Annotated in this window: 18 protein-coding genes; 4 read left to right on the top strand and 14 right to left on the bottom strand. The window is 64.3% G+C overall.

The annotated features are described in order from the left end of the window. Position 1 precedes the first annotated feature (1 nt). A complete protein-coding gene (locus BLU88_RS09160; protein WP_092012751.1) occupies positions 2–1,651 on the bottom strand; it encodes an amidohydrolase in 1,650 nt (549 codons plus the stop codon). A 155-nt stretch (positions 1,652–1,806) separates the two neighbouring features. Further along, entirely contained in the window at positions 1,807–3,627 is a 1,821-nt protein-coding gene (gene xsc, locus BLU88_RS09165; RefSeq protein WP_092012754.1) for a sulfoacetaldehyde acetyltransferase, read from the bottom strand. Positions 3,628–3,864: 237 nt separating this feature from the next. Here xsc and BLU88_RS09170 point away from each other — a divergent pair, with 237 nt between their 5' ends. From BLU88_RS09170 to BLU88_RS09180, 3 genes are all read left to right on the top strand, one after another. Further along, complete coding sequence (locus BLU88_RS09170) at positions 3,865–4,683, top strand: IclR family transcriptional regulator (RefSeq protein WP_092012757.1); 819 nt, start codon at positions 3,865–3,867, stop codon at positions 4,681–4,683. A gap of 64 nt (positions 4,684–4,747) precedes the next feature. Further along, positions 4,748–5,698 carry an AAA family ATPase gene (locus BLU88_RS09175; protein WP_092012760.1) on the top strand — a complete coding sequence of 317 codons (951 nt, stop codon included), beginning with the start codon at positions 4,748–4,750 and terminating at the stop codon, positions 5,696–5,698. Continuing rightward, positions 5,698–7,413, top strand: a complete 1,716-nt coding sequence (locus BLU88_RS09180) for a cobaltochelatase CobT-related protein (protein ID WP_092012763.1) — start codon at positions 5,698–5,700, stop codon at positions 7,411–7,413. Before BLU88_RS09175 ends, BLU88_RS09180 begins: the two co-directional genes overlap by 1 nt. Positions 7,414–7,548: 135 nt before the next feature. Here BLU88_RS09180 and BLU88_RS09185 read toward each other — a convergent pair whose 3' ends face one another. The 8 genes from BLU88_RS09185 to BLU88_RS09220 form a co-directional block, all read right to left on the bottom strand. Then, entirely contained in the window at positions 7,549–9,120 is a 1,572-nt protein-coding gene (locus tag BLU88_RS09185) for an APC family permease (protein WP_092012766.1), read from the bottom strand. Between the two features lie 15 nt (positions 9,121–9,135). After that, positions 9,136–10,239, bottom strand: coding sequence for a phosphotransacetylase (locus tag BLU88_RS09190; RefSeq protein WP_231939331.1), 1,104 nt, complete (start codon positions 10,237–10,239; stop codon positions 9,136–9,138). Between the two features lie 10 nt (positions 10,240–10,249). Then, a complete protein-coding gene (locus tag BLU88_RS09195) occupies positions 10,250–11,641 on the bottom strand; it encodes an aspartate aminotransferase family protein (protein ID WP_231939332.1) in 1,392 nt (463 codons plus the stop codon). A gap of 157 nt (positions 11,642–11,798) precedes the next feature. Then, entirely contained in the window at positions 11,799–13,307 is a 1,509-nt protein-coding gene (gene pdxR / locus BLU88_RS09200; RefSeq protein WP_092012772.1) for a MocR-like pyridoxine biosynthesis transcription factor PdxR, read from the bottom strand. Positions 13,308–13,319: 12 nt separating this feature from the next. Then, the gene (locus BLU88_RS09205; protein ID WP_092012775.1) at positions 13,320–14,213 is read right to left on the bottom strand and encodes a universal stress protein; all 894 of its coding nucleotides are present in this window, start codon (positions 14,211–14,213) and stop codon (positions 13,320–13,322) included. Positions 14,214–14,334: 121 nt separating this feature from the next. Further along, positions 14,335–15,117, bottom strand: a complete 783-nt coding sequence (locus tag BLU88_RS09210; protein WP_092017367.1) for an IclR family transcriptional regulator — start codon at positions 15,115–15,117, stop codon at positions 14,335–14,337. A gap of 13 nt (positions 15,118–15,130) precedes the next feature. Further along, on the bottom strand, positions 15,131–16,501 hold the full coding sequence (locus BLU88_RS09215) for an MFS transporter (RefSeq protein WP_092012778.1): 1,371 nt from the start codon (positions 16,499–16,501) through the stop codon (positions 15,131–15,133). Then, positions 16,498–17,769 (bottom strand): hydroxyacid-oxoacid transhydrogenase, encoded by a 1,272-nt coding sequence (locus BLU88_RS09220; protein WP_092012781.1) that lies wholly within the window; start codon positions 17,767–17,769, stop codon positions 16,498–16,500. Before BLU88_RS09220 ends, BLU88_RS09215 begins: the two co-directional genes overlap by 4 nt. 270 nt (positions 17,770–18,039) lie before the next feature. On the opposite strand from BLU88_RS09220, the gene BLU88_RS09225 reads away from it, so the two are divergent. After that, positions 18,040–18,942, top strand: coding sequence for a patatin-like phospholipase family protein (locus BLU88_RS09225; RefSeq protein WP_092017369.1), 903 nt, complete (start codon positions 18,040–18,042; stop codon positions 18,940–18,942). A 22-nt stretch (positions 18,943–18,964) separates the two neighbouring features. Here the strand turns inward: BLU88_RS09225 and BLU88_RS09230 are convergent, their stop codons facing one another. From BLU88_RS09230 to BLU88_RS09245, 4 genes are read right to left on the bottom strand one after another with little or no spacing between them, the layout of a single operon-like run. Then, on the bottom strand, positions 18,965–20,767 hold the full coding sequence (locus tag BLU88_RS09230; RefSeq protein WP_092012784.1) for an FAD-dependent oxidoreductase: 1,803 nt from the start codon (positions 20,765–20,767) through the stop codon (positions 18,965–18,967). A gap of 55 nt (positions 20,768–20,822) precedes the next feature. Then, positions 20,823–22,589 (bottom strand): FAD-dependent oxidoreductase, encoded by a 1,767-nt coding sequence (locus tag BLU88_RS09235; protein ID WP_092012787.1) that lies wholly within the window; start codon positions 22,587–22,589, stop codon positions 20,823–20,825. Between the two features lie 45 nt (positions 22,590–22,634). After that, positions 22,635–24,317 carry an FAD-dependent oxidoreductase gene (locus tag BLU88_RS09240; protein ID WP_092012790.1) on the bottom strand — a complete coding sequence of 561 codons (1,683 nt, stop codon included), beginning with the start codon at positions 24,315–24,317 and terminating at the stop codon, positions 22,635–22,637. After that, positions 24,314–25,345, bottom strand: a complete 1,032-nt coding sequence (locus tag BLU88_RS09245; RefSeq protein ID WP_231939333.1) for a zinc-dependent alcohol dehydrogenase — start codon at positions 25,343–25,345, stop codon at positions 24,314–24,316. The genes BLU88_RS09240 and BLU88_RS09245 overlap by 4 nt, the downstream gene beginning before the upstream one ends. Positions 25,346–25,354 lie beyond the last annotated feature (9 nt).

Here is a 25,354-nt window from a genome sequence, read left to right on the forward strand (position 1 = left end):
CTCAGCCAGCCGCCCGGAAATGTCGACCGGCGACGACGGTCCCGTGGACGGTGATCTCGCGCAGTTCGGCCGGCTCGCAGTCGTAGGGATCCCGATCGAGGATCGCGAAGTCGGCGAACTTGCCCGCCTCCAACGACCCGACGAGGTGGTCGAGCTTGAGCATATAGGCCGCTCCCAAAGTGACGGCGTCGAGAGCCTGGGCCACGCTGATCCTCTCGTGGACTCCGAGCACGCGGCCGCTCGGTGTGGCTCGTTCGGCCGCATAGGAGGCCGTGGCCAGCGCATCGAGAGGAGTGACGGGAGTATCGCAGTGCAGCGAGATCGGCACCCCGATTCGCAAGGCGGTGGCGGCGGCGTTCATGCGCTCGGCGCGATCGGGCCCGAGGATGAGGTCCCGGTGCTGGTCGCCCCAATACCAGATGTGGTTGGAGAAGATGTTCGCACACACGCCCAGAGCCTTCATCCTCCGGTACTGCGCCGGAGTGGTCAGCTGACTGTGCGTGACCGTATGCCGGTGGTCCCAGCGCGGAACCTCGGCCAGCACCCGCTCGATGGTGTCGAGGAAGAGCTCCGTGGCTTCGTCGCCGTTGCAGTGGACATGGATGACCGACCCGGCCGAATGGTAGGCGCGGAAGGCCCGATAGAACTCCTCCGGTGATGACAGCCAGAGGCCGTTGCCGTCCTCTGACAGATAACCGGGGGCCTGAAGCCGGGCGGTGAAGCCCTGGATGGACCCGTCGAGGAAGAGTTTGACCCCGCCGAGGTGCATCTTCTCGCTTCCGGTCTCCGCCAGATCCGCCAGGGTCCGCGACGCCGTGTCCGGATCGCCGCCGGCGCCCATGCCTCCGCCGAGGTGGAACAGCGAGAGCCGGAGCGGGAAGTCCTCGGCGTCGATGATTCGGCGATGCTCGCTGAGAGCATCGGTCATGATGTAGGGATTGCCGAGATCCGCCGAGGTGGTCACCCCATGGTTGCGGGCGTCGGCGGCGAAACCGCGCAGAGCATCCGGATCGAACGGACCGCCGAGGAGGGAGGAGGCGCTGGAGATCAGCGCGATCGCCGGAGGCTCCCGCAGTTCGCCGTTGGGTTCGCCGTCAGGGCCGCGGACGACGCCTTCGACCGGGCAGTCGCGGTCGATGCCCTCAAGCGCCAACATCGCCGAATTCACGGTGGCCAGGTGCCCGCTCTGGTGGCTGACGAAGATCGGCCGGGTCGTCGACACCGAGTCGAGGTGGCGTTTGTCGAGGCGCTCGCCGGGAAAGAAGATCGGGTCGAGTCCCCAGGCGACGAGGAGCTCGCCGTCGCCGAGGCGGGCGTCGGCTTCCCGCAGACGGTCGAGCACCTCGTCGATGTTCGTGCAGCCCGGCCAGATCGTGCCGTCGGGATCCTTGCGCGGATAGAAGCCGACATAGGTGTTCGCCCACATCCCGCCGCTGCCGGCATGTGCGTGAGCTTCGACCATCCCGGGGAAGATCACGGCATCGGCGTAGCGGTCGTCGATGCGGGAAGGACCGTAGGCCTTGAGTTCGTCGAGGGAACCGACGGCTCGGATCCGCGCTCCGCGGACCATGACCGCCTCGGCGGTGGGTCGTGCGGGATGAAGGGTCCGCACGGTACGGGCTGGGTAGATGATCTGTTCGGGCGAATTCATCGCTTGAGCGCCAGCTTTCTGCGGCAGTGTCGTCGTCGACGGGCCGCTGTTCGATTGTGTCGTGCGTGATGGGCGGCACCGGAAGCGCCGGAGGTGGTGGTCGAGTCCGACCCGACCACCACCTCCGGCGACCGGCGCTCACCAGTATTGAGGACTCACACGTAGTCCTTGTACTTGTCCAGTGTCCGAACCGGCTTGCGCAGCGCATCGCGGCGGAATGGATCGCCGAGCTCCTTCGTGCACATGACCTCGATGACCGTGGTCCTGCCCTCGTTCATCTGCGCGTTCACGGCCTTCTGCAGCGCGGGGCCGACCTCGTCGAGGTCGTCGACGACGATGCCGTCGGCTCCCATCGATTCGGCCATGGCTGCGAAGCTCTCACCGTTGTCGAGCTCACCGGCGATGAAGCGGTGACCGTAGAACTCCACCTGGTTCTTCTTCTCCGCACCCCACTGCCGGTTGCGGAAGACGACTGCGGTGACCGGAATGTCGTGCCGGACGGCGGTGAGCACCTCGACCATGCTCATCGCCCAGGCGCCGTCACCGGCGTAGGCGATGGCCGGACGCTCAGGGGCTGCGCGCTTGGCGCCGATGATCGTCGGCAGCGCATATCCGCAGTTGCCGAAGCTCATCGGAGCGAAGAAGCTGCGGGGACGTTCGAAGCGCAGGTAGCTGTGGGCGACGGAGTTGATGTTGCCGATGTCGGTGGAGACCATGACGTCGGCCGGCATCGCCTTCTCGAGTTCGCGCAGCACCTGGCGCGGGTGCAGCCAGTTGCCGTCCTCCTTCTCCGCCTCGTCGATGGCGTCGAGAGAGAACTCGTCCTTCTCATGGGTCCAGGAATCGAGCTCGGCCTCCCACGCGTCCTTCTCTGCTTTGATGAGTTCGGCACGCTGGTCCTTCGTGGCATCACAGGCGACCTTGCGATCGTTGAGGCGGGCGAGGAGATCCTCGGCGACGGCCTTGGCATCGCCGCAGATGCCGACGTCGATCTTCTTGACCAGGCCGAGCATCTTCTGGTCGGCATCGACCTGGATGATCTTTGCGTTGGTGGGCCAGTAGTCGAATTCGTACTGCGGCAGCGTGCCGAAGGGGCCGAGGCGAGTGCCGAGTGCCAACACCACATCGGCCTGGTTGATCAGGGTCATTCCAGCTTTCGAACCCTGGTAGCCGAGGGGGCCTGCCCACAGCGGGTGGCTGGCGGGGAAGGAGTCGTTGTGCTGGTAGCTGTTGACCACCGGCGAACCGAGGCGCTCGGCCAGTGCGATGCACTCATCGACGCCATCGGCCATGACGACTCCGCCTCCGGAGACGATGACGGGGTTCTTCGCGGAGGCGAGCAGTGCGGCGGCCTCTTCGAGGCTTTCGGCTCCACCGGGTCCGCGATCGATCTTCTGCGGCTGGGGGATCTCCGGTGCACATTCACCGTAGAAGTAGTCACGGGGAATATTCAGCTGCGTCGGTCCCATCTCCGACTTCGCGCGATCGAAGCAGCGGGCGGTGAACTCGGCCATGCGGGTCGGGTTGCTGACGTGCCCCTGGTACTTCGTGAACTCCTGGAACATCGGCAGCTGATTGGCTTCCTGGAATCCGCCGAGGCCGATCGAGTTCGTGCCGGCCTCCGGGGTGACGATGACGACGGGGGAATGGGCCCAATAGGCGGCCGCAATCGCGGTGACGCAGTTCGAGATTCCTGGACCGTTCTGACCTGTGACAACACCGTGACGACCCGAGGCGCGGGCATAGCCGTCGGCCATGTGTGCAGCGCCCTGCTCGTGGACCACGGGGATGAAATCGATGCCCGCGGGGGCGAAGATGTCCATGGCGTCCATGAACGCCGAACCCATGATGCCGAAGATGTCGGTGACGCCGTTGGCAACCATCGTTTCGACGAAGGCTTCGGACGATGTGATCTTCTGGGTCTTCACGGCTTCACTCAGTGTCGCCTTTTCGGTTCGATCGGCCAGTTCCGTCATCGTAACGTCTCCTGTTCGTCGGGGACCACATCCATGTGGTCTCGGTTTTGTGTTCATTTCACTCCGAAAAGCGGAACACCTCGAATGTAGGGTCCGGGCTTCATTGGTGTCAATAGAGTTCCGAAAAAGAATTCGTTTGGTACGATATTTCGAGACGATCCAATCACGCAGGCGCCGTGGCTGAGGAGCGGGAGCAACTGTAGAACAAGGCCGAAGGGGGCCGAGGAGGTAGTGGGAATGGATGACCTGACGGAGCCGCAATTCGACGAACGGGCCTCCCTGGCAGGTGAGACACCCGCGCTGAGGATGGTGTCGCTGTTGGAGTTCATCTCCACCCGCGACCAGATCTTCACCCTCCAATCCCTCGTCGTCCAGACGGGACTGCCCAAACCCACCCTCCACCGGATGCTCCAGCAGCTCGAGGGCGCAGGACTGCTCACTCGGCACAGCGACGGCCGCCACTACGGCACCGGAGCCAGGCTGCGGCGGATGGCCGAGGACGTTCTGCTCAATGACTCGAGACAGGGGGCTAGGCGGATGATCCTGTCTCAGCTGTCCGAGAAGATCGGTGAGAGCTGCAATCTCACCGCCGTCTCCGGCGATGAGGTCATCTACCTCGATCGCGTGGAGACCGCGCACCCGCTGCGGGTGCATCTCGAAGCCGGCAGCCGCGTGCCGATCCACGCTTCGGCCAGCGGGAAGATGATCGCCTCTCAGTACGGCGAGACGCCGCGGCGCAGGCTGCTGAGCAGTTCGACCTTGAGAGAATTCACACCGCACACGCTCACCGATCCCGCAGAACTCGAGGCCGAACTCGATTCGGCCCGAAGCTGCGGCTATGCCCTGGACCGGCAGGAGTACCTCGATGGCCTCGTCTGCCTCGCGGTGCTCATCCCCACCGATATCGGTCGATCGAATCAGGCCCTCGCGATCCAGGCCCCGGTGATCCGGAAATCGATCGACGACCTCGTCGAACTGCTGCCGGTGGTCCAGGAAGCCGCCCAGCGCATGGCCGTTCTCGACGAGATCGACCGCGCCGAGGACAACTCCGCCTGAACCGCGACCCGGCGGACCTGCCGCCACGGCGAGACTGAACCACGACCAGGAAAGGACGGCGCTCATGGCCGACGTTGCAACAATGCGAGAACTGTTCGGCATCGATGCCGACATGCCCGTGCCGATGCTCGAGGGCGACAGTGATCTGGTCCCGCGCATCGATGAGAACTACCGCTTCGACCCTGAGGTGACCAGGGCGGTGCTCGCCGGGTTCTCCCACGGATCCCGTGTGCTCGTGCAGGGCCTCCACGGGACGGGGAAGTCCACGCACATCGAGCAGATCGCCGCTCGCCTCAACTGGCCGCTCATGCGCGTCAATCTGGACGGACAGATCTCCCGGTCCGATCTCGTCGGCAAGGACCAGGTCGTCATCGAGGACGGCCAGCCCCGCACGGCCTTCGAGGAAGGCGTGATCCCCTACGCCTTGACGAGGCCGATGGCTTTGGTCTTCGACGAATACGATGCCGGCCGCCCGGAGGTCATGTTCATCATCCAGCGTCTGCTCGAACGCGATGGCCTGTTCACCCTCACCGAGCAGAACCGGGTGATCCGCCCCCACCCGCACTTCCGACTCTTCGCCACGGCGAACACGGTCGGACTGGGCAACGTCAACGGCCTCTATCACGGAGTCAACCGGCTCAACCAGGCCCAGCTCGATCGGTGGAACATCATCGCCTCACTCGACTACCTCGACCCGGCCGAAGAGCTCCTCGTCGTCACCGGGCAGGTGCCCGAGGCGGCCACCCGCCTGGGAGAGGAGACGGTAGCGACGATGATCGAGGTCGCACAGCTGACGCGCAGCGGATTCGCCGCGGGCGATGTCTCCGCGCTCATGTCCCCGCGCACGGTCATCTCCTGGGCCGAGAATTCAGTGATCTTCGGCGACGTCGAACTGGCTTTCAGGTTCTCGTTCCTCAACCGCTGCGACTCCACCGAGCATCCGCTCGTCGCGGAGTACTACCAGCGCTGCTTCGGTGGTGAGCTCGACCTCGACCGAGCGGCGACGGCAAGCTGATGACCGCGCATGGTCCGCAGTCGATACAGCGTTCCGACCGGGAGCAACTCGTCCTCGAACGGCGCTTGGCCGCTGTGTTCCGGGCACTGGGCCAGGACGCGGACGTCGACCTGTGGGCGCACCGGCCTGCCGATGCGAACGGTCTGCTGCCGATGAACGCGCCCCATCTCTACCCCGATCCCTCCCGATCCGACCTGACGTCTCTGCGCGGAGCCATAGACGCCATGGCCATGCGCCGGAAGTGGAGTGATCCCGATCTTCATCGTCGGGCGCTGCCGCAGGCCCGCGAAGAGCGCCTCATCGTTGAGATCCTCGAACAGTTCCGGTGCGAGTCGCTGGCCCGGCAGGCGGGAGTCCGCTCCAACCTGTCCCGGCGGTACGCGCACTGGTGCAGCGAGTACCTGCGCAGCCGCCTGCACGAGACCCACTTGGGCATGTTGCTGTATACGGTCATCCTCGTCACCCGGTCGGTCCTGACCGGAGAGCCGATCGGTCGATCGGACTCCGACCTGCTCGAGGAATCCCGGTTCGAACTCTCATCCGAACTCGGCCCCTTCCTCATCCCGCTGCGCAATGCCCGAGACGATCAACAGACCTTCGCCGAGGTGGCTCGCGAACTAGCGCACACGCTCGCCGGCCGGATCGTCGCCGTCGAAGAGCGAGAAGGCACGCGGGCCGGAGCGCGCGAACGTCGCGCTGCCCCGACTCTGCCGCTGGTCTTCGACATCGCCGAGGACCTGTTCGCTCCCGCCGCCGAGGAAGCCGGTGGGCAGCTCCACCTCGCCCGCGGCTACCGAGTGTGGACGACGCGATTCGACCGGGAATCGACCATCGCCGAGGTGGTCCGGACGGAAAGTCTTCGAAACGGCCGAACCGCCATCGCCGCGGAAACGGCACGTCGGTCGGTGCCGTTGGCGCCCGTCGTCTCCCGTCTGCACGGTGTCGTCGAGGCGGCGAAGGACGCCCACGAGCTCGTCGACTCCGAGGACGGGATCCTCGATCCCTCTCGGCTGACACGGTTGGTCACCTCTCCTGGTGATCCGCGCGTCTTCCGCGGACGATCGCAGCGGGCCGAGACGGATTGCGCGGTGACCTTCCTGCTCGACCTTTCAGGGTCGATGAAACCATATGCGCTCGGACTCGGAGCCCTCCTCGACGTGCTCGTCACCGCCCTCGACCGGTTGGATGTGACCACGGAGATCCTCGGGTTCACCACCAATGCGTGGAACGGCGGACGGGTGCGCAGCGAGTGGAAGAGGGCCGGTTCGCCCGAGCGGCCGGGACGGCTCAACGAACTCCACCACCTCGTGATCAAGTCCGGGACGTCCTCGTGGAGGCGGACGCGCGCCCACCTCGGCGGTCTGCTCAAGACCTCACTGTTCCGTGAGGGTATCGATGCCGAGGCCCTGCGCTGGGCGGTCGGCAGGCTGTACCGCCAGCAGGCAGCGAAGGCGGCCGTGGTCGTCATCAGCGATGGACTGCCGGCCGACTCCGCCACCGCTGTCGCCAATGACGAGGACTATCTTGCTCGTGACCTCGAGACCACGGTGGCCGGTCTGCGACGGGCCTGTGACATCGGGATACTCGGCGTCGGCATCGGCACCGACCCCGGCCTCATCTACCCCGCCAGCGTCGAACTCGATGCCGAATCTCTGGGGGATCGGGCCTCGGTGAGAGCGATCGTCGACGGACTCCGCACCGTCCTCGCTCGCTGAGTCCACCGCGAGCCGGACGAGACGAACGGGACTCTTACCCACCTCGGCGGTCGAACCGATGAAAGCGGTCGGCCCGCTGCCGGTGAAACCTGGCAGCGGGCCGACCGCTGTGCTGTTGCGGGCCCCGGAATCGTCTCAGCGGTCCGTGGCCAGTCGTCCTTCGCGGCGCAGCTGAGCGCGTTCGCTGAACCGAGTGACGGCGGGACGCTCGTCGCCGAGGACGAGACGATCGACCTGCAGGTCCGTGAGCTTCCTGTTGTGCCGGATGCGGGAGAGGAAGAACACGACACCGATGACGATCCAGACGGCCAGGGCGATGAGCGACTGCGGTCCCAGCGCTCCGGGTGAGCCCGGGATGAGCAGGAGCAGCATGAAGATGATCGCAATGACCGCTCCGACACCGGACAGGACCTTCTTCGTCGTCGAGTACATTCCCGGGAGAGCCTCTGGGTCCTGAGCCTCACGAGTGGGGCGGAAGATCCGGAAGGCGCACAGGCAGGTGTAGAGGTAGGCGATGGTGACACCGATCGAGGACATGTCGACGACCCAGGTCAGAGCTGCCCTGCCGAACCAGGGGCTGATGAGGCAGACGATGAGGACGGCGATGATCCCGATGTGCGGTGTCTTGTGCTTCGAATGCAAGCGGGCGAAGATCGGCGGAATCATCTGCGCGCGGCCCATGGCCATGAGCACGCGGCTGGCCGAGACGTAGAAACCGTTGAGGCCGGTGCTCACACCCATCGTGATGGCGATTGCCAGCAGCAGGAGGCCCGAACCGCCGATGACGCCGGTGACCGCTTCAGCCGTTCCCCACGCGGAACCGGAAGTTGCCAGTGCCTGCCACGGTTCGGCCATGGAGACCGAGACGATCATCGCCATGTAGAGGGCGGCAGCTGTGACGATGGCGAGCACGATGAGGCGCAGCGCCTTGGCCGGAGAGAAGTCGAACTCCTCAGCGGCCTGGGGAACATTGTCGAAGCCGATGAATGCCCACGGGGCGATGGCGACGATGGCGATGATCGCGGCCACCGGACTGACACCATCGGGCAGTGCCGGCGACATATTGGAGAGATGGGTCGTCGGGCTCGCGATAACGGAGATGATGATCGCACAGACTGCGATGATCATGAGTACGCAGGCCCAGTATTGGACCCGACCCGACAGTGCGGTGCCGCGGATATTGAGGACGGCGAAGACGACGAGCGCGGTGATCGAGACGCCGATCTCCGGCAGATAGACATCCCAGCCGGCGACGGTGTACAGATACCCCTGCTCCATGACCGAAGGCATGATCTTGCGGAACAGCAGAGCTAATGCCGACGCGTTGAGCGCGACGATGCAGACGTAGCCGAGAGTGAGGAACCAGCCGGCGAAGAAGGCGTGGACGCGTCCGTAGCCGATGAGGGCGTAGGCCAACTCGCCTCCGGAGACGGGGAAAGTGCGGATGAGGAACCCGTAGCTGACGGCGATGATGAGCATGAGACCGGCGCCGAGGGCAAAGCCGACGAGGGTGCCCAAGGGGCCGCCCATAGCCAGCCAGTCGGTGGGAAGGATGAACGCACCCCACCCGACCGCCGAGCCGAGCGCGATGGCGAAGACCCAGCGCGGTTTGAGCGTCTTGGCCATCCTCTCTGGCTGCTGTCCGTCTCCGGCCGCCGGTGGCTCGGAGGTGACATTCTGAGGTGGGTTCTCTATCGATTTCGACATGGCACCTTACTTTCGTCACTTCTCTGTGAAGGTATGGGCAGTGGATTTCGTCGGATGCTGGGCGCTCGCCGCGGGGGTGAGCGCCTGCAGGCACGTGATGAGGCCGACGTTGATGATGTCGGATACGCTCGCCCCACGGGAGAGGTCGTTGATCGGGGCCGCGAGTCCTTGGAGCAGCGGGCCGTAGGCGTGTGCTCCGCCGAGGCGTTCGGCGATCTTGTATCCGATGTTGCCCGCGGCGAGGTTCGGGAAGACGAGCACGTTCGCGTGGCCGGCGACCGAGGATTCGGGGCATTTCGACTTCGCCACGGATTCGACGATGGCCGCGTCGAACTGGAGTTCGCCGTCGACATCGAGGCCGGGGTGGCTGCGGCGGATGTGCTCGGTGGCTGCTCTGACCCGATCGATGTCGGAGTGCTGAGCCGATCCCGCTGTTGAGAACGACAGCATCGCCACGGAGGGCGCCAGGCCGGTGATCGCTGTGAACGTGTGTGCTGTGGCGACAGCGATCGCTGAGAGCTGCTGGTCATCGGGGACCGGGATGACCGCGCAATCGCCGAATCCCAGGTAACTTCCGTCGCGCAGACGCATGAGGAACGAGGAGCTGAGCAGGGGCGCATCCGGAGCGAGACCGACGACGGCCAATCCCGCCCGGATGACATCGGCAGTGGGCCGATCCGCGCCGGCGACGGCGGCTTCGGCCAATCCTTCTCTGACGGCTGCAGCGGCGAGGAAGACGGGGTCGGTCAGCCATTGCGCGGCCAGTTCAGGATGCTTCCTCTGCGCACTGGATCGGATTCTTTCGCCGGCTGGACCGGCCGCGAGGTTCCTGGGGTCTTCGACGGACCATCCGTCGGCAGCGGCGATGCCCAGCCATTTCGCACGGTGGCGAACCTCATGGGCATCGCCGATCAGGACTGGGTGGACGCCCGCCTCGGCGAGGGCGCCGGCAGCGCGAAGGACACGTTCGTCGTGAGACTCGGCGAGGACGATCCTCGGCCGTGGTCCCTCTCCACACAGGTCGAGCACCCGGTCGAGGAGCATCGGGTCGATCGAGACGGACTCGAGCTCGGCTTCGACGGTGGGGGTGCGGTCGCGCGCTGCCGGCGTCTTCAACATGGTCCGAACCTCAGACCGCGGCCGACAGCGTGGAGACGCCGAGGTGCTTGTCGACGGATCCCATGACGTGGTCGACCTTGTCGAGCAGATCGTCGAGGACGGCCTGGTCCGCGACCAGCGGCGGCGAGAGCACGAGCATCGTGGCACCGCGGTTGTCGGGTCGAGTGATGAGTCCGACCTCCTTCATCGACTTCGGGATGACTTCGGTGAGCACCTGCTTCGACGCATCTGGGGTGAGTTCGGCACCGGTGTCTCGGTCAGCCATCATCTCGATGGCGTAGAAGAATCCGGTGCCACGGTACTCCTTGATGCACCGGTAGGAGTCGGTGATTCGGTCGAGGCCGTTCTGGAAGTAGGGTGCGAGGCTGCGGACATTGCCGGGGACATTCTCCTCTTCCAGCGCGATGAGGTTGGCGGTGGCGACCGCGGTGGCCACCGGATGACCACCCCAGGTGGCTCCGTGGGTGAAAGTCCCGGCATCGGGCGAGTCGAGCAGGGCCTCTGCGAGCGGCTTGCGGATGATGACTCCGCCGAGGGGCATGTAGCCCGAGGTCGAACCCTTGGCGAAGGTGATGAGGTCGGGCACGACGTCGAATTTGATCGAACCGAACCATTCGCCCAGTCGCCCGAACCCGGTGATCACTTCGTCGGCGACGAGGAGGATTCCGTGTTCGTCGCAGATCTTCCGCAGCTCCTGCCAGTAGCCCTCCGGCGGTACGAGTGCTCCTCGCGAGTTCTGGACGGGCTCCGCGAACAGTGCGGCGAAGGTGTCTCCGCCTTCCCGTTCGATGAGTTCTCTGATGGCCTGGATCGAGGGCAGGTCGGCGGCGGTGCCCCCGGTCGGGACCTCTTCTCCCAAAGTGTTCGGCACGTGGAAGACTCCGGGCATGAGTTCGCCGAAAGGCTCCTTGTAGGCGGGGATGCCCGTAACGGCGAGGGCACCGAGGGTGGTGCCGTGGTAGGCCATGTCCCTGGCGATGATCTTCGTGCGTTCGGGCTGTCCCTGCGACCGGTGGTATTGGCGAGCGAACTTCACAGCGGACTCAACGGCCTCGGATCCGGAATTCACGAAGAAGACGGTGTCGAGGTCACCCGGGGCGTGGCCGGCGATGCGAGTGGCTGCATCCACGGCTGCGGGATGGGCCGAACCCCAGTTCGTCCAGTACGCGAGCTTGCTCATCTGCTCGTAGGCCGCCTGAGGGATGTCCTGGCGTCCGTGGCCGATGTTTGCACAGAACAGGCCGGCCAGACCGTCGAGGTACTGGTCTCCTCGTTCGTCGGTGAGGTAACTTCCGTGCCCTTCGACGATGATCGGAAGATCGTCGTCATTCCACACTTTGCCGGTGGTGAAGTGGGGAAAAAGATGCTGCTGGGCACGATTTGCATAATCCGAGATCGTCACGCGAACCCTCCATTCGAACTGTCTGGGTCGGTACGTCGAGGCGTTCCGACTCCGGCACTCCTTCGTTGGTGTGCTTGACATCACTCTCGTGGAGATCTGGTTCCCAATGAAGACCCAGTCCGATATGAGTTCTTTGGTGCCAGTTGTCGATGGAAGGTCAGCGGTCCCCGATGACGGCGTCGATCGCCTCGGCGAGGATCCGCACACCGGGTTCGATGGATTCGAGGTCGATGGCCGCGAAGCCGAGTCGGAAGTTGTTGCGGTGGGCGTCGGGGGAGAGGAAGAACGGATCGCCGCGTTCGATCACGACGCCTCGGCGCAGGCATTCTTCGGCGAGGAGTCTCGCATCGAGATGCGCAGGGGCTTCGATCCACACGCTGACCCCTCCGGCGGGGAAGGGCACGGTCCACGGCAGGTGATGGTCGAGTGCGGCTGTCAGGGTCTCCCATTTCTTACGCAGCTGGGTGCGGCGGCGCGAAATCGTTCGGTGGTATTGGCCGGATTCGATGAGCAGCGCCATGGCTCGTTGGGTGTGTCCCGGGACGTGGCGGATGGAATAGCGTCTGTGCCTGCGCATGCGCCTGATGAGTTCGGGTTCCGCAACGATGTAACCCAGTCGCAGGCCGGGGGCGAGGAATTTGGAGAATGAGCCCAGATAGATCACGTGCTCGGAACTGGGCAGGGCCTTGAGCGCGGGGGTGGGTTTGCCTCGGTATCGGAACTCCGAATCGTAGTCGTCTTCGATGATGAGCGAGTCCGAATCACGCATGTGAGTCAGCAGCTGCGTTCGACGCGAGGAATCGAGGGTGACGTTTGTGGGGCTGTGGTGGCTGGGGGTGACGTAGACGAGGTCGAGCCGGCTCGGCGGTGGGATCATGCCCCGATCGTCGACCTTCAACGGAAACAGTTGGCCGCCGACTCGGGCGAAGGCATGTTTGGCGTCGACGTATCCGGGATCTTCGACGCCGACGGTGGTGTCCGGCCCGACGAGCAGCTGTGCCAGGAGGTCGAGTCCCTGTTGGGATCCTGCTGTGACGAGTACATTCTCTGTATCGACATGGATGCCGCGGCTCGGCAGAACTCGCTGGCACAGCAGTTTGACCAGCAGCGGATCGTCTTCGTCTATGGCGTCGCGGACGGAGAACGGCAGATGCTCGGGTTCCATGGCGGTGCGCAGGGCCTTGGCCCACGCAAGTCGGGGGAATTCGTCGGGGTCGACTTGGCCGGCGACGAATGGGTAAGGGTAGTTCTGCCAGTTCTTCGTCTTCGTGATCTCCGGCAGGTGGATGTCGCGGACGGGCCTGATCTTCTGCTCCCAGTCGATAGAACCGGCGGCAGGTTCGGATCCCTCCTCCTCATGGCGGCGCTCGGCGAGCAGCCGGCTGTTGACGAAGTGACCGCTGCGTGGACGGGCTTCGATGAGTCCGGTGGCGACGAGTTCCTGGATCGCGGCATTGACGGTGTTGCGCGAGAGCCCGAGTTCATGTGCCAGGTCTCGTGACGAGGGCAGTGCCACATCTGGGCTGTAGGCACCGGAGAGGATCTGGTGTTCGAGCGCTCTGCGCAGCTGCCGGTAGAGCGGTTCCTTCGAAGCCGGAGAGATCTCGATCGGTGATCGGGCGGGGTAGCCGAGGGCGGGTTCGGCGCTGTGGTCGCGGGAGATCATATCTGTGTCGGTTCAGACGGAGAGGTCTTTGTCGGGAGCGATGTCGGGAGCGGGGTAGCGAGGGACGACGACCATGGGGACCGGGAGGCTGCGCAGCATTTTGTTGGCCGTGGCGCCGAGGAACAGCGACTTCGGTTGTGCCAGCCGGCTGGAACCGATGATGACGATCTCGCTGTCGTCCCAGCTCAGCCTTTCGACCGCGGAGTCGACGGACCGCCCGTGGGCGACATCGACCATGACTTCGACCGCGTCGTCGACCTGCTGGGACGCGCTCAGCAGCAGCGCTCGCGCGTGGTCGGCGGGAGACCGTCCGTCCGGTGTGTTCGGGGACGAGTCCAAGCCGATGAGTGAGATGAGTCGCAGCGGGACGTCGTGTCGGACCGATGAGCTGATGGATACGTCGAGGACTGCGTCGGCACCGACTCGTGTTCCCATCGCACAGGTGAGTCGTGTCAGTCTGCTCGGAGGGAGGTAACCCGAAGGTGCGAGGGCCACCGGCACGGAGGCCGAATGGAGCAGGGCATTGGCGACGGACCCCACCGTGAACCGGCGGAACGGGCCGCGGCTGGCTGCGCCGACGATGATGAGGTCACAAGGCCCGGTGGACGCGATTTCGAGCAGACCTTCAGCCATTGATTCAGCGAAGTGGACGGTGACAGTGGACCTGATCGACTTGGGAATGAGGTCGCTGACCTTGGCGAGACCCTCCAGCGCTGAGTCCTTGCGCAGCTGTTGGAACTCGCGTTCCTGAGCTGACTGAGCATGGTCGGGCTGCGGCCCGCGAATAACATGGACGAGTTCGATGGCGACACTGTGCGGGGCAACGACGGAGCGTGCCAGAGTGAGGGCCAAAGAGACGGCATCTCTGTCGCGTCTGTCCAAAGTGATTCCGACGACGTAACGCATTGAGTCTCCTTTGACCTGGTGCTCTGTAACTAAGGCGGGCGCTCTGCGGTGCCCCAAGTCGACTATAGGTGAGGCCTCTGACCGTCGACAAAGCGCAGGTCAGTCGACTGAGGAGTCTTCCTCACATGGAGAGCGGATGGTCGACGGGCAAGAACCGAGAGACCTCCTGCGCCGCTCGGACTGCATCGGCACCCAATGTGATGAGGCGGGCGTCGTCCATCCTCACTGTCGGTCCCTGGATGACGATGGCGGCCTGCGCTTGGCCAGTCGCATCGAGGACCGGCGCTCCGACACAGCGAACTCCGTCCACGTTCTCCTGATCGTCGATGCTGAATCCTCGTTCGCGTGTGGCACGCACGGCGGACCGGGCATCGTCGCGAGTGCCCAGAGTGTTCGCTGTGACCGGTTCGAGCCGATCGGGAAGCGAGTCGAAGTACTCGTCTGCATTGTCCGAGAACGCAAGGATCACTTTGCCCGAGGCCGTGGCGTACAGAGGGAATCGTGCACCGACTCTTTGCACGAAGCGCAGGGGGAGGGTGGACTGGACACGAGTCATGACGACCGATTCGCCGCCATCGCGGATGGCGAGATTGACTGATTCTTCGGTCATCTCGTTGAGCCGTTCCAAGAACGGGATCATCTTATCGATACCGAAGCTCCGCTGCGCCGCCTGGCCGAGGAGCACCGCCCCGCTGCCCAGGTAGTACTCGTCGTTCCACGGGTTCTGGGCGATGAGGCCCTCAGCAAGAAGCGCCTTCGCAATGCGGTAGACGGTTCCGGAGGACAGCCCCAACTCCTCAGCGATGGAGGAGAGGGGCAGATCCGCCTCGGTGCCGGCCAGAAGCTTGAGGATGTTCAGCGCACGACCGACGGCCTGAGTGCCTGCTGGATGCCCATTCGCCATGGTGGTGAGCTTATCAGGGGCCGACAGGCGCCTTGTGAGACCGCTCACGGTGCTTGTCGTCTTCCGTATCTTCGGTGAACATGTCTGTGCGTCGGATCAGCAGAGCCGACACCCCGCTGATCACCGTAACGGCGAGGACATAGGCCACGATCGACCCGATATGTCCGTCACCCTCTCGGAGAAGATAGGAGAGGATGAGCGGCGTCATCCCGGAGGCGACGATTCCAGAGATCTGGTAGACGACCGAGATTCCGCTGTATCGGGTCCACGTGGGGAACAGCTCGGCGAAGAGCGAGGCTTCCGGGGCATAGACGACCGGGTAGACGACACCGAGTACGATACCGATGCTGATGAAGATCAACAGCGGATTTCCGGTGCCGATGAGCAGCAGCGTCGGGTAGGTGAGGATGCCCAGAGCGACGACGCCGAGAGCGTACATGCGCCGTCGGTCGAAGTGATCGGACAGCCGACCCATGAGCGGGATGACTCCGACCATGATGATCGCACCGACCATGACCGCGGTCAGGATCGTTCCCTGGCTGACGTCCAGGCTCGTCGCGGCATAGGTGATGATGAATACGGCCCAGAGGTTGAACGCGACGCCTTCGGCCCAGCGCGCGCCCATTCCCAGAATGATGTTGCGTCGACTCTGCCTGTCCTTGGCCAGTTCCACGGCGGGGATGACCGCGCGAGCTTCTGCCTTCTCGAGCTTGGCGAAGGCCGGTGTCTCCATCACCTTCAGCCTGATGAAGAGGCCGACGCCGACGAGCACAGCACTGAACATGAAGGCGACTCGCCAACCCCAGCTGAGGAATGAAGCATCGGACATCACCCCGCCGAGGAACGCGAAGACACCTGTGCCGAGGACCAGACCGACCGCGAGGCCGATCTGAGGGAAGCTGCCGTAGAGGCCGCGCTTGCCTTTGGACGCGTACTCGACCGCCATCAGCACGGCTCCGCCCCATTCGCCGCCGACGGCGACGCCTTGAGCGATTCGGCAGATGACGAGGAGGAGGGGAGCGGCGAAGCCGATCATCGCGTGGGTGGGGATGACGCCGATGAGGAAGGTGGCGATACCCATGATCATCATGGTGGTGACCAGAGTCTTCTTCCGTCCGACTCGATCACCGATATGACCGAAGACCAGTCCGCCGACGGGCCGCGCAACGAATCCCACGGCGAAACTGGCGAAGGCGAGAATGGTGCCGATGAGGGGGTCGTCACTGGGGAAGTAGAGCTTGTTGAACACGAGCCCGGCGGCCATTCCGTAGAGGAAGAAGTCGTACCATTCGACGGTGGTCCCGACGATGCAGGACATCATGACGACGCGGATGTCCTTCTTCGTAAACGAGCTGACGTCGGTTGGCTGAGGGTTCGAGTTCATAATGACTCCCGGAAGATTCCTGTCAGTGCCTCGCGTGTGACCGGGCGGGGCACGACGGCCATCTGTCGGGTCTGTTTGAGGGTCCCATCGACGAGTTCGTCGATGTTGTCTTCGGTGTAGCCGAAGCTGCGCAGTCCCGTCGGCATATCGATGTCGTGCATCAGCTCCGTGAGCACATGGGCCAGCGCCTCGGCGCCGTCGGTGCGGGTGAATGTCTGACCGCTCAGCAGCTCTGCGGCGCGGAGGTGGCGGTCAGGGTCGGCCGGGTAGGTCCAGCGGAAGACGGCGGGAGCGGTTGAGGAGACGGCTTGGCCGTGCGGGACCATGACCATCTCCGGATAGCCTTCGGCCTGGTAGTTCTCAACCGCGCCGGCGATCGGGTAGGCGTTTGCGTGGGGGAGGTGGGTGCCGGCGTTGCCGAACCCGGTTCCGGCAGATGCCGAAGCCAGGGCCATCTGACTTCTCGCATCGATATCGCGGCCATTCATCACGGCCTTGCGCAGGTTGCGGCCCACGAGCTTAAGTGCCTGTTCGCACCAGATGTCGCTGATGGGGTTGGACCCGCAGAAGGCTGGACGTTTCGTCGGATCGTCCGGGGCCGGCTTCGCATCGAAGGCAACGCTGGTGTAGCTTTCGAGCGCATGTGACAGGACGTCCATTCCGCTCGCAGCAGTGACCTGGGAGGGGAGGGAAACTGTGGTCAGCGGATCGACGATGGCCATGGACGGGCGAAGCCGGGCGTGACTGATCGCGGCTTTGAGGTGCATGTCCAGAAAATCGATGACGCAGATCGTCGTCGATTCGGAGCCGGTGCCTGCAGTGGTCGGTACGGCGATGAGGGGCTTCAGCGGCAGCCAGGGAGCAGTGCCTTCGCCGATGGGCGGCGTCACGTAGTCGAGGAGTTCGCCAGGGTGGGTTGTGAGCAGATTGACGGCTTTCGCTGTGTCAATCACGGAGCCACCGCCGATGGCAACGTAGCAGTCCCAGTCCTTCTGCCGCGCCCACTGCACGGCGTAGTCGATGCTTTCGTTGGTCGGTTCGATTCCCACTTCGTCGAAGATGTCGGTCGAGATGTCTTCGTTCTGGAGTTCGTGGAGAACGTCATCGGGTATGCCTGTGGCGCGGACGTGAGTGTCCGTGATGATGAGGCAAGACTGCGCGCCGAATGCCTTGATGTCTGAGTAGAGCTCGCTGAGAGATCCGTTTCCGAATTTCAATGGCGGTGCGGCCCAGGTGAATACGGATTCGTTCTGCAGAGATGTGCCCATGCTGATGCTCCTTTGCATTCATATGTGGGAAGGTTCCCCACATTGTGTTCCGACCTTAAAAGCTGAGAGTACAAATGTGAAGCACTTCACAGAAAAAATGTGCTCACGTCATGAGGGCGAGAAAGAGCGAGCGGCTCCTGTGGCTTTCTGACCAGCAGAGATGTTCACAGGTGGAGAACGGGAAGACGGAGGGGTATCTCGATGGCGGCACAGTGCCTCGCTGCGAGGCCCGATGGATGCGATTGAACGAACGTCGTTAAGATGGCGGGCATGACGGAACCTTCGACAGCGACGCGAATCAGCGATACCGCACTCATCTTCGAAGGCGGTGGAATGCGAGCCTCACTCACCAGTGCGATGGCGGTCGTCTTGCTGAGTGAACGGCTGTCGTTTGACTGGGTCGCTGGAATCAGTGCCGGAGCATCCACCGCAGTGAACTACTTGTCAGGCGACAAGTGGCGTGCCCGCCGGTCCTTCGTCGAGTTCGCCAAAGAAGAAGAATTCGGCGGGTGGCGGTATTTCGCCCGTGGCAAGGGAATGTTCCACGGCGAGTACATCTACCAACGAGCGGGCGCGCCAGATGAGGCTTTGCCGTTCGACTGGGACACCTACGAGGCAAGCACTGGTGACATGCGGATCATCGCGTTCGACGCCGAGACCGGCGAAGAGGCGGTGTGGTCGAAGAAGGACACCCCGAACATCGACGATTTGATGATCCGGGTGCAGGCGTCATCAACGATGCCGATTGTCATGCCGCCAGTGCATCTCGACGGGCACGTGTACGTCGATGGTGCGATGGGGGAGGACGGCGGGATCGCCCTGAGCCAGGCCCAGCGCGAAGGCTTCGAAAAGTTCGTCATCGTGCTCACTCAGGAACGTGGATACAAGAAAGAACCACAGCGATTCCCTGCAGTCTTCCGTGGCATCTTCCGGAAGTATCCTGCACTTGCCGACGCGTTGTTGACTCGGTGGAGGCGATACAACGAGACCCGTGAACGCATCTTCGAACTCGAAGCGGAGGGGAAAGCGCACGTCTTCGTCCCTGATCGCATGCCGGTCGACAACAGCACTCGCGATCTCTCGCGTCTGGCTGCCGCTCATCGGAGAGGGCTTTCGCAGGCGCGTCGCGAACTTCCGGCGCTTCGAGAATTCGTTGACGTCCAATTGATGTGATCGACCGGCGCACAGACTCCTGTTACTCCCACCCGGCCACGGTGCGTGTGCCCTCAGCGCCGGGCAGGGGACGACCAAGGATGTCCCGTACGGCGGCGTAAGCGAAGACAAGTCCGGGACCTATCGTGATACCGGGGGCAGGGTAGACCCCGCCCATCACTGACTGCATATCATTGCCTACGGCGTAGACGCCCCGCATCCGTAGACCAGACTGGTCGAGGACCGTCGCAGACTCGTCGGTGAGGTATCCCGTTGCGGCTCCGATGTCTCCGGGGAACAGCCGCACCGCATAATAGGGTGCTCCGTCGACAGGGGCGACGTTGGGGTGGCCGGTCTCGGAACCGGAATCGCCGTTGAACCGCTCATAGTCATTGGCTCCGCGGTGGAAGTCCGGATCTTCTCCACGTGCGGCCGGACCGTTGGTGCGTTCGATGGTCCGGCTCAGCTCGTCGGCCGGAACCCCGAGCGCCTGGGCGAGTTCGGTGATCGAATCTCCCCTCAGCAGATAGCCGGATTCAACATGCGCCGCGAGCTTGCGTTCGCTCTGGAACGGATGGATCATCCCCAACCCGTAGCGGCGCATTCCCTCGGCATCGGTGATGAGAAACGACGGAATGGATCTGCCGGGATTCTCGTGGTCGTGCTGGACCATGCGCAAGCCGAAGAGATGGTAGCTCGTCGACTCGTTGAGGTAGCGGTATCCGTTCTGGTCGACCACGACCATGTGCGGCTTGGCCCGGTCCATGACGAAGTGTGGGAAGACGGCCCACGACCCGTCTGACCGGCGGCGTCTTGAGACGGGCGCGTAGTAGGTATGTGCAAGTGCGCTGGTGCCGTATCGTCCTCCGAGGCTGTCGACGAGGTCGTGCGCCTGCCCCGTATGCCCCGGCGCCCCCGGGCACCAGTCGAGGTCGTGGTTGGGGAGCATCTTGGCCCGACGCTCGGGACTGCGGTTGAACCCGCCGCTGGCGAAGACGAGATTACGCGCTCTGACAGTGAACTCATGACCGTTTTCGCTGATGACGACCTGATGCCCAGCTTCATCGTCCTCAGACGTCACCGAGGTGACTTCGCTGTGAGTGAGAACCGGAACCCTTGCCTCATCGAGGGTGTGGAGGAGTCCGGCTATGAGCGCATTGCCCATCGTCCGGCGCGTATCAGCGCCGTATTCGTCGATTGCGTCTCGATACGCGCGGCGCAGCGCGAGCAGATGAGACCGCGATTCGTCCTGCGGGTGCGCACCGAGGAGGTGCCCGATGTCATCGCGTTCGAGTGACATCCCGTCGAACACCGTGAACTCTGGCAGCGGGTTGCGCACGAGCGTCAGACGTCGGCCCAGGAGGGTGCCATCGAAGGGGTACGGTTCGAGGGCGCGTCCGAACAGCCGGGCGCCCGGTAGTTCGGTGAGATAGTCCGGATGCATCGCTCGGGCGCGGTAACTCACATGCGAACCAGCCTCCATGACCGCCACCGCCTCAGGTCCGAGCTCGAGGAATCTCTCCCGCAGGCCGGCGGGCGAGTGCGCACCGACGGCGGCATCGAGGAAGGCCCGAACCTGGGCGCGCGAGTCCTCGGCTCCGACTTCCTCCGCGTGGTGGGTTCCCGGTACCCACGTGGTTCCTGCGGTGAACGCGGTGGTTCCTCCCACGCGTTCGGTGCGTTCGATGACGGCGGTCCGCAGACCGGCGATCGCGGCGAAGACTGCCGCTGACAGTCCCGCTCCGCCGGCCCCGACGACGAGGACATCGAGTTCGTCTCCCGTGTTCAATGCTGCGGGGGCGTCTCCATCTGCAGTCGGGATCGTTGTCGCAGGAGGTGTGGTCATGGTGTCTCTTCTTTCGGGAATTCAGTTGAGGATGCTCTGCGGTCGGGGCATGCGACTAGACGGGGGAGGTCGACGTCGTGGCCGCACGAGTGGAGTCGGCGGTGGGCGCATTGCCGACCCCGGCGAGCTCCCGGCCGGTGATGTAGCCAAATGTCATTGCTGGGCCGAGGTTGACTCCCCCTGCCGGGTAGTGACCGCCGAAGAGGTTCTTCTGATCGACGCCGACGACGTGGACTCCGTGAACCGGGCTGCCGTGGGAATCGAGCAGCCGCGCCTTCGCATCGGCGCGAAGACCACCGAAGGTGCCGAACGAACCCTGTCGCACCCGTACCGCATAGAACGGTCCGCGATCGATGGGGGCCAATGAAGGATTCGGCGTCACATCCGGGTCACCGCCGTAGCGATTGAACGGGGTCTGTCCGCGGTCGAACGCGGGGTCACGGCCTTCGCGGGCATGCCGATTGAATTCCTCGACCGTGGTCCTGAGCGCCTCGGCGTCGATGCCGCACTTGTCGGCGAGTTCATCCAGGGTCGCCGCCTTTACGAGGTACCCGGAGCGCAGGAACGGGAACTTCGGCACCGGGCGGGGCATGGCGAAGCCGAAAGGATAGCGGGCCACAGCTCGGGAGTCGCCGATCTGCCAGGCTTCGGCGACCTCTCCTTCGGCAGTGGCGGCGTTGAGGCCGGTGACGTAGTCCCAATAGCCGTTCGCTTCGTTGACGAAGCGTCGTCCGCTGCGGGTGACGCTGATCGATCCGGGCTTGGCCCGGTCCATGATGTGGGGAAAGATGCCGGTGCGGCCATTGCGATAAGGGAACAGCGACACCGGGCACCACGCAGCCGGGGAGGCACCGCTGATGTCGAGGACGCCTCCGACCGAACGGCCGAGATCGATGCCCATGCCATCCGCGGTCTCCGGCGCCAGGGTCCAGTGGTCATCGGCGCTTCGGTTATGAGGAAAATGCTCGGTTCGCATGCTCGGATTCGCAGAGAACCCGCCGGCGGCGAGGACGACACCGCGCGCGGCCTTGAACGTGCGTCGGCCCTGTGGAGTCTCGGCGACGACAGCCGCGACTCGTCCCGTGCTGTCCTGGATGAGATCATCGACGCGGTGTTCGACGCGGATATCGACGCCGAGGTCGACCGCCGACTGCATGAGTCGCCCGGTGAGGGCGACACCGTTGACGAAATGCATGCCCTGACCGGTCGTGGCGAGATCGAAGGCATAGCCGAGCACGCGCTTGGCCGAGTGCCACCAGCCGTGTGGTTTGAACTTGGCGGCGGCGAGGAATCCCTGCAAGTCGGGACCAGCCATGATGCCCATCCCGAGGAACGATGTCTCCCAGTACTGCGGCGCCATGATCTTGCGCAGGCTGCGTGAGAAAGTCCGTCCATCGACGGGTTTCGGTCCGACCGAGCGGTGTCCGGTCCCGGCGTGGGGGAGCTGGCCGTAGATATCGCAGATCTTCGTGCCTGGCACGAATTGTAATGCGGTCTCGTGTTCGAAGAACGACACCATTTCCGGGGCGTTTCGGAGGAAGGCATCAGTACGCTCTTCGTCGTAGTCGTCGCCGACCGCGGCCTTGAGGTAGGTTTTGATGTCGTCGATCGATTCATCTACTCCGTCGGCGTGGGCGAATTCGCTGCGCGGTGTCCACATCCATCCGCCCGACCGGGAAGTCGCACCTCCGCATCGGCGGTCGCGTTCGAGGACGAGGACGCTCAACCCGTGATAGGCGGCGGTGACCGCTGTCGAGAGTCCTCCTGCGCCCGCACCGATGACGACGACGTCATAGTTCTGCTTCCGATTCGTTTCGGGCATCTTTGCTCCATTCATTGCGGCTGCGGCTCTGTGCTGATTGGTCCGTCAGCGACGGATGCTGTGTACGTGCTCGCCAGAGCGTGCATGATCTTCTTCTTGAGCTTGCTCATCATCGGCAATGCCGCGACCGGCGATGTGACGGCCGGCGACGAAGGCGCGCACAACGGCGGAACCGAGAGTAGCGCCTCCGCCCGGATAAGCTCCGTGGAAGACTGAAGCGGAGACGTTGCCGGCCGTGTAGAGGCCATCGATGGGGGCTCCGGAGAAGTCGACGACTCGTCCGTGTTCGTCGGCACTCAGCCCGCCGCTGGTGCCCAACGCACCACAGTGGACGGGCACGGCGTAGAACGGGCCGACGGTCAATGGACGCAGGCAGGGATTCGGGGTCACGGAGGAATCACCGAGAAACCGGTCTTCCGGAGAATTGCCGCGACCGAATTCGGTGTCGACGCCGGACTCGGCATCGGCGTTGAACTTGGCAACCTGGTCGATCAGTCCCACCGGGTCGACCCCGATCGCCTCGGCGAGGGCCTCGATCGTCTCGGCCTCGATCATCCAATCTGCAGGGCTGCCGGGCGTGGAACCGGCGACGGGGTACGAGTTGAGGTATTGCCGGTCGAAGACGAGCCAGGCGGGGTCGCCCTTTGGGGCCAGCCTTGCGGCATCGGTGGCACCGAAGACCCGGGAGACGTCGTGGTAGTTCAGCGCTTCGTTGACGAAGCGCTTGCCATCGGCGCCGACGGTGATCGAGCCGGGGAGCGTCATCTCGACATTGCCCATTCGTCCTGATTGCTTGCCGTCGTAGATCTGGTCCGGGGTGGTGATGACCGGAACTCCCCAGAACGTCGTCATATCGGATACGGCCCCGCCGAGGCGCAGCCCGAGTTCGAGTCCGTCACCTTCGTTCGAGGGTGCGGAGATCGGAGTGATCCGGTGGGGCAGGAACGACGCCTGCAAACGCGGATTCCATTCGAACCCGCCTGAGGCGATGACGACGGTATCGGCGAGGAGCGTTCTCCCCTCGCGCAGTCTCAGTTGCCACCGGCAGTCGTCGGTGCGGTCGAGAGAGCCAACAGCGGCATTGACCGCGACCTTGACGCCGCGGTCGATAGCGGACATGAGCAGGCTCGCCGCCAGCGCACCTCCCATGGTGCGCACCCCGGTCTCGGTGCGCGTCTTGAGCAATTCGGGATCGGCGGCGGCACCGTTGAGGTCATCGCGTTCGGCCATCGTCAGCAATGGGAAGTAGCTCGACGGTCGGAGCGCCTCGGCGAGTCCCGGTATGGAGCCGACGTCGAAGGCCGAATTGTCGAGGCTGCGCCCGCCCTGGGTAGCTCCCGGAAATTCGAGCCGGTAGTCCGGTCGTGCCAATGGGGTCAGGCTGACCCTGGTTTCGCGGGTGAGGTAGTCCACTGCAGCGGAGGCACTGTCGACGAACCACTGCGCTTCGGCCTCGGTCAGCGCTCCCTCCGTGGCGGCGTTGAGGTAGTCGAGGGCTTCCTGTCGAGAATCGGCGAAACCGGCATCCGCGGCGAGCGGATTCGCGGGTGCCCAGATCACACCTCCGCCGACGGCAGTCGTCCCGCCCAGCTGTGCCGCCTTCTCAAGGACGACTACTCGAGCATGGGCGTCGGCAGCACGGGTGGCGGCCGTGAGCCCCGCCGCTCCCGAACCGATGACGGCGACATCGACGTCGGTCGGCAGGTGGTCGAGGTCTGTAGTGATCATGCAGTCCTCCTCGGCAGATCGATGAGGATCTTGCCCACTCGCTGACTGCGATCGGACATCGTCGCGAAGGCCGCATCGAGATCGGCGATGTCGAAGCGGTGCGTAATCAGGCTGCGGACCTGTTCGGTGTGGCGGTCGATGAGAGTCAGCGCCTCAGGCATGAGTCCCTGACTGTTGCGGCTGCCGAGAAGGTCGATCTCCTTGAAGGGCACGATGTTGAGGGGGAAGCTGGTGGGATGGGCCGAGATTCCGACCTGGACGACGCGTCCGGCCGGGGCGACGGCCCGCAGGGCGTTCTCGAGCGAGGCGGGCACCCCGGTAGCTTCGATGACGAGGTCGGGACCGTCGGGTGCCGATTTCCCGATGAGCCGATCGAGTTCCGCAGTGGGGAATTCAGCGTTCGGGTCGATGAGGAGAGTTCCGTCGCTGCCCATGTCCGTGGCCATTGACAGGCGGTCGGGGACGGTGTCGGCGGTGATGACCGTCGCGCCGAGGTCGTTGAGCGCCAGCGTTGCCAGCAGGCCGATAGGCCCGGCGCCGAGCACGAGCACCGTGTCATCGGCGCTTGCTTGTCCCCTCGTGACGGCTTCTAGTGAGATCGCGGCCGGTTCGGCCACAGGACCGAGTTCGGTAGGCAGGTCGGCCGGCAGCGGATGCAGTCGCTTTGCGGCCACGCTGAGGTACTCGGTGAACCCTCCATCGCAATAGCAGCCGAGGACGACGAGATTCGGGCACACGTTGCTGCGCCCCCGTCGACAGGCCCGGCACTCACCACAGCTGATGAGCGGGTCGATGACGACGCGCTGGCCGACTTCGACACCTGCTGCCTGAGGTCCCAGGGCGACGACCGTGCCGGCGATCTCATGTCCTTGGACCAGGGGGAGCTCCGAAGTGTAGTCGTCCTCCCAGATGTGGAGGTCGGTCCCGCACAAAGTCACATGTTCGACCTGCACGAGGACTTCGTCGATCCCGGGTTCGGGCCGGTCGGTCTCAACGTATTCGAGGGATCTGGCGGAAACGGTGCGCACAGTCAACAC

Source organism: Brevibacterium siliguriense (assembly GCF_900105315.1).
Classification (GTDB): domain Bacteria; phylum Actinomycetota; class Actinomycetes; order Actinomycetales; family Brevibacteriaceae; genus Brevibacterium; species Brevibacterium siliguriense.

Excerpts from the sequence above, each read along its gene's own strand:
- BLU88_RS09160 (WP_092012751.1), bottom strand. The coding sequence starts at position 1,651 with ATGAATTCGCCCGAACAGATCATCTACCCAGCCCGTACCGTGCGGACC.
- xsc (WP_092012754.1), bottom strand. The coding sequence starts at position 3,627 with ATGACGGAACTGGCCGATCGAACCGAAAAGGCGACACTGAGTGAAGCC.
- BLU88_RS09170 (WP_092012757.1), top strand. The coding sequence starts at position 3,865 with ATGGATGACCTGACGGAGCCGCAATTCGACGAACGGGCCTCCCTGGCA.
- BLU88_RS09175 (WP_092012760.1), top strand. The coding sequence starts at position 4,748 with ATGGCCGACGTTGCAACAATGCGAGAACTGTTCGGCATCGATGCCGAC.
- BLU88_RS09180 (WP_092012763.1), top strand. The coding sequence starts at position 5,698 with ATGACCGCGCATGGTCCGCAGTCGATACAGCGTTCCGACCGGGAGCAA.
- BLU88_RS09185 (WP_092012766.1), bottom strand. The coding sequence starts at position 9,120 with ATGTCGAAATCGATAGAGAACCCACCTCAGAATGTCACCTCCGAGCCA.
- BLU88_RS09190 (WP_231939331.1), bottom strand. The coding sequence starts at position 10,239 with ATGTTGAAGACGCCGGCAGCGCGCGACCGCACCCCCACCGTCGAAGCC.
- pdxR (WP_092012772.1), bottom strand. The coding sequence starts at position 13,307 with ATGATCTCCCGCGACCACAGCGCCGAACCCGCCCTCGGCTACCCCGCC.
- BLU88_RS09205 (WP_092012775.1), bottom strand. The coding sequence starts at position 14,213 with ATGCGTTACGTCGTCGGAATCACTTTGGACAGACGCGACAGAGATGCC.
- BLU88_RS09210 (WP_092017367.1), bottom strand. The coding sequence starts at position 15,117 with ATGGCGAATGGGCATCCAGCAGGCACTCAGGCCGTCGGTCGTGCGCTG.
- BLU88_RS09215 (WP_092012778.1), bottom strand. The coding sequence starts at position 16,501 with ATGAACTCGAACCCTCAGCCAACCGACGTCAGCTCGTTTACGAAGAAG.
- BLU88_RS09220 (WP_092012781.1), bottom strand. The coding sequence starts at position 17,769 with ATGGGCACATCTCTGCAGAACGAATCCGTATTCACCTGGGCCGCACCG.
- BLU88_RS09225 (WP_092017369.1), top strand. The coding sequence starts at position 18,040 with ATGACGGAACCTTCGACAGCGACGCGAATCAGCGATACCGCACTCATC.
- BLU88_RS09230 (WP_092012784.1), bottom strand. The coding sequence starts at position 20,767 with ATGACCACACCTCCTGCGACAACGATCCCGACTGCAGATGGAGACGCC.
- BLU88_RS09235 (WP_092012787.1), bottom strand. The coding sequence starts at position 22,589 with ATGCCCGAAACGAATCGGAAGCAGAACTATGACGTCGTCGTCATCGGT.
- BLU88_RS09240 (WP_092012790.1), bottom strand. The coding sequence starts at position 24,317 with ATGATCACTACAGACCTCGACCACCTGCCGACCGACGTCGATGTCGCC.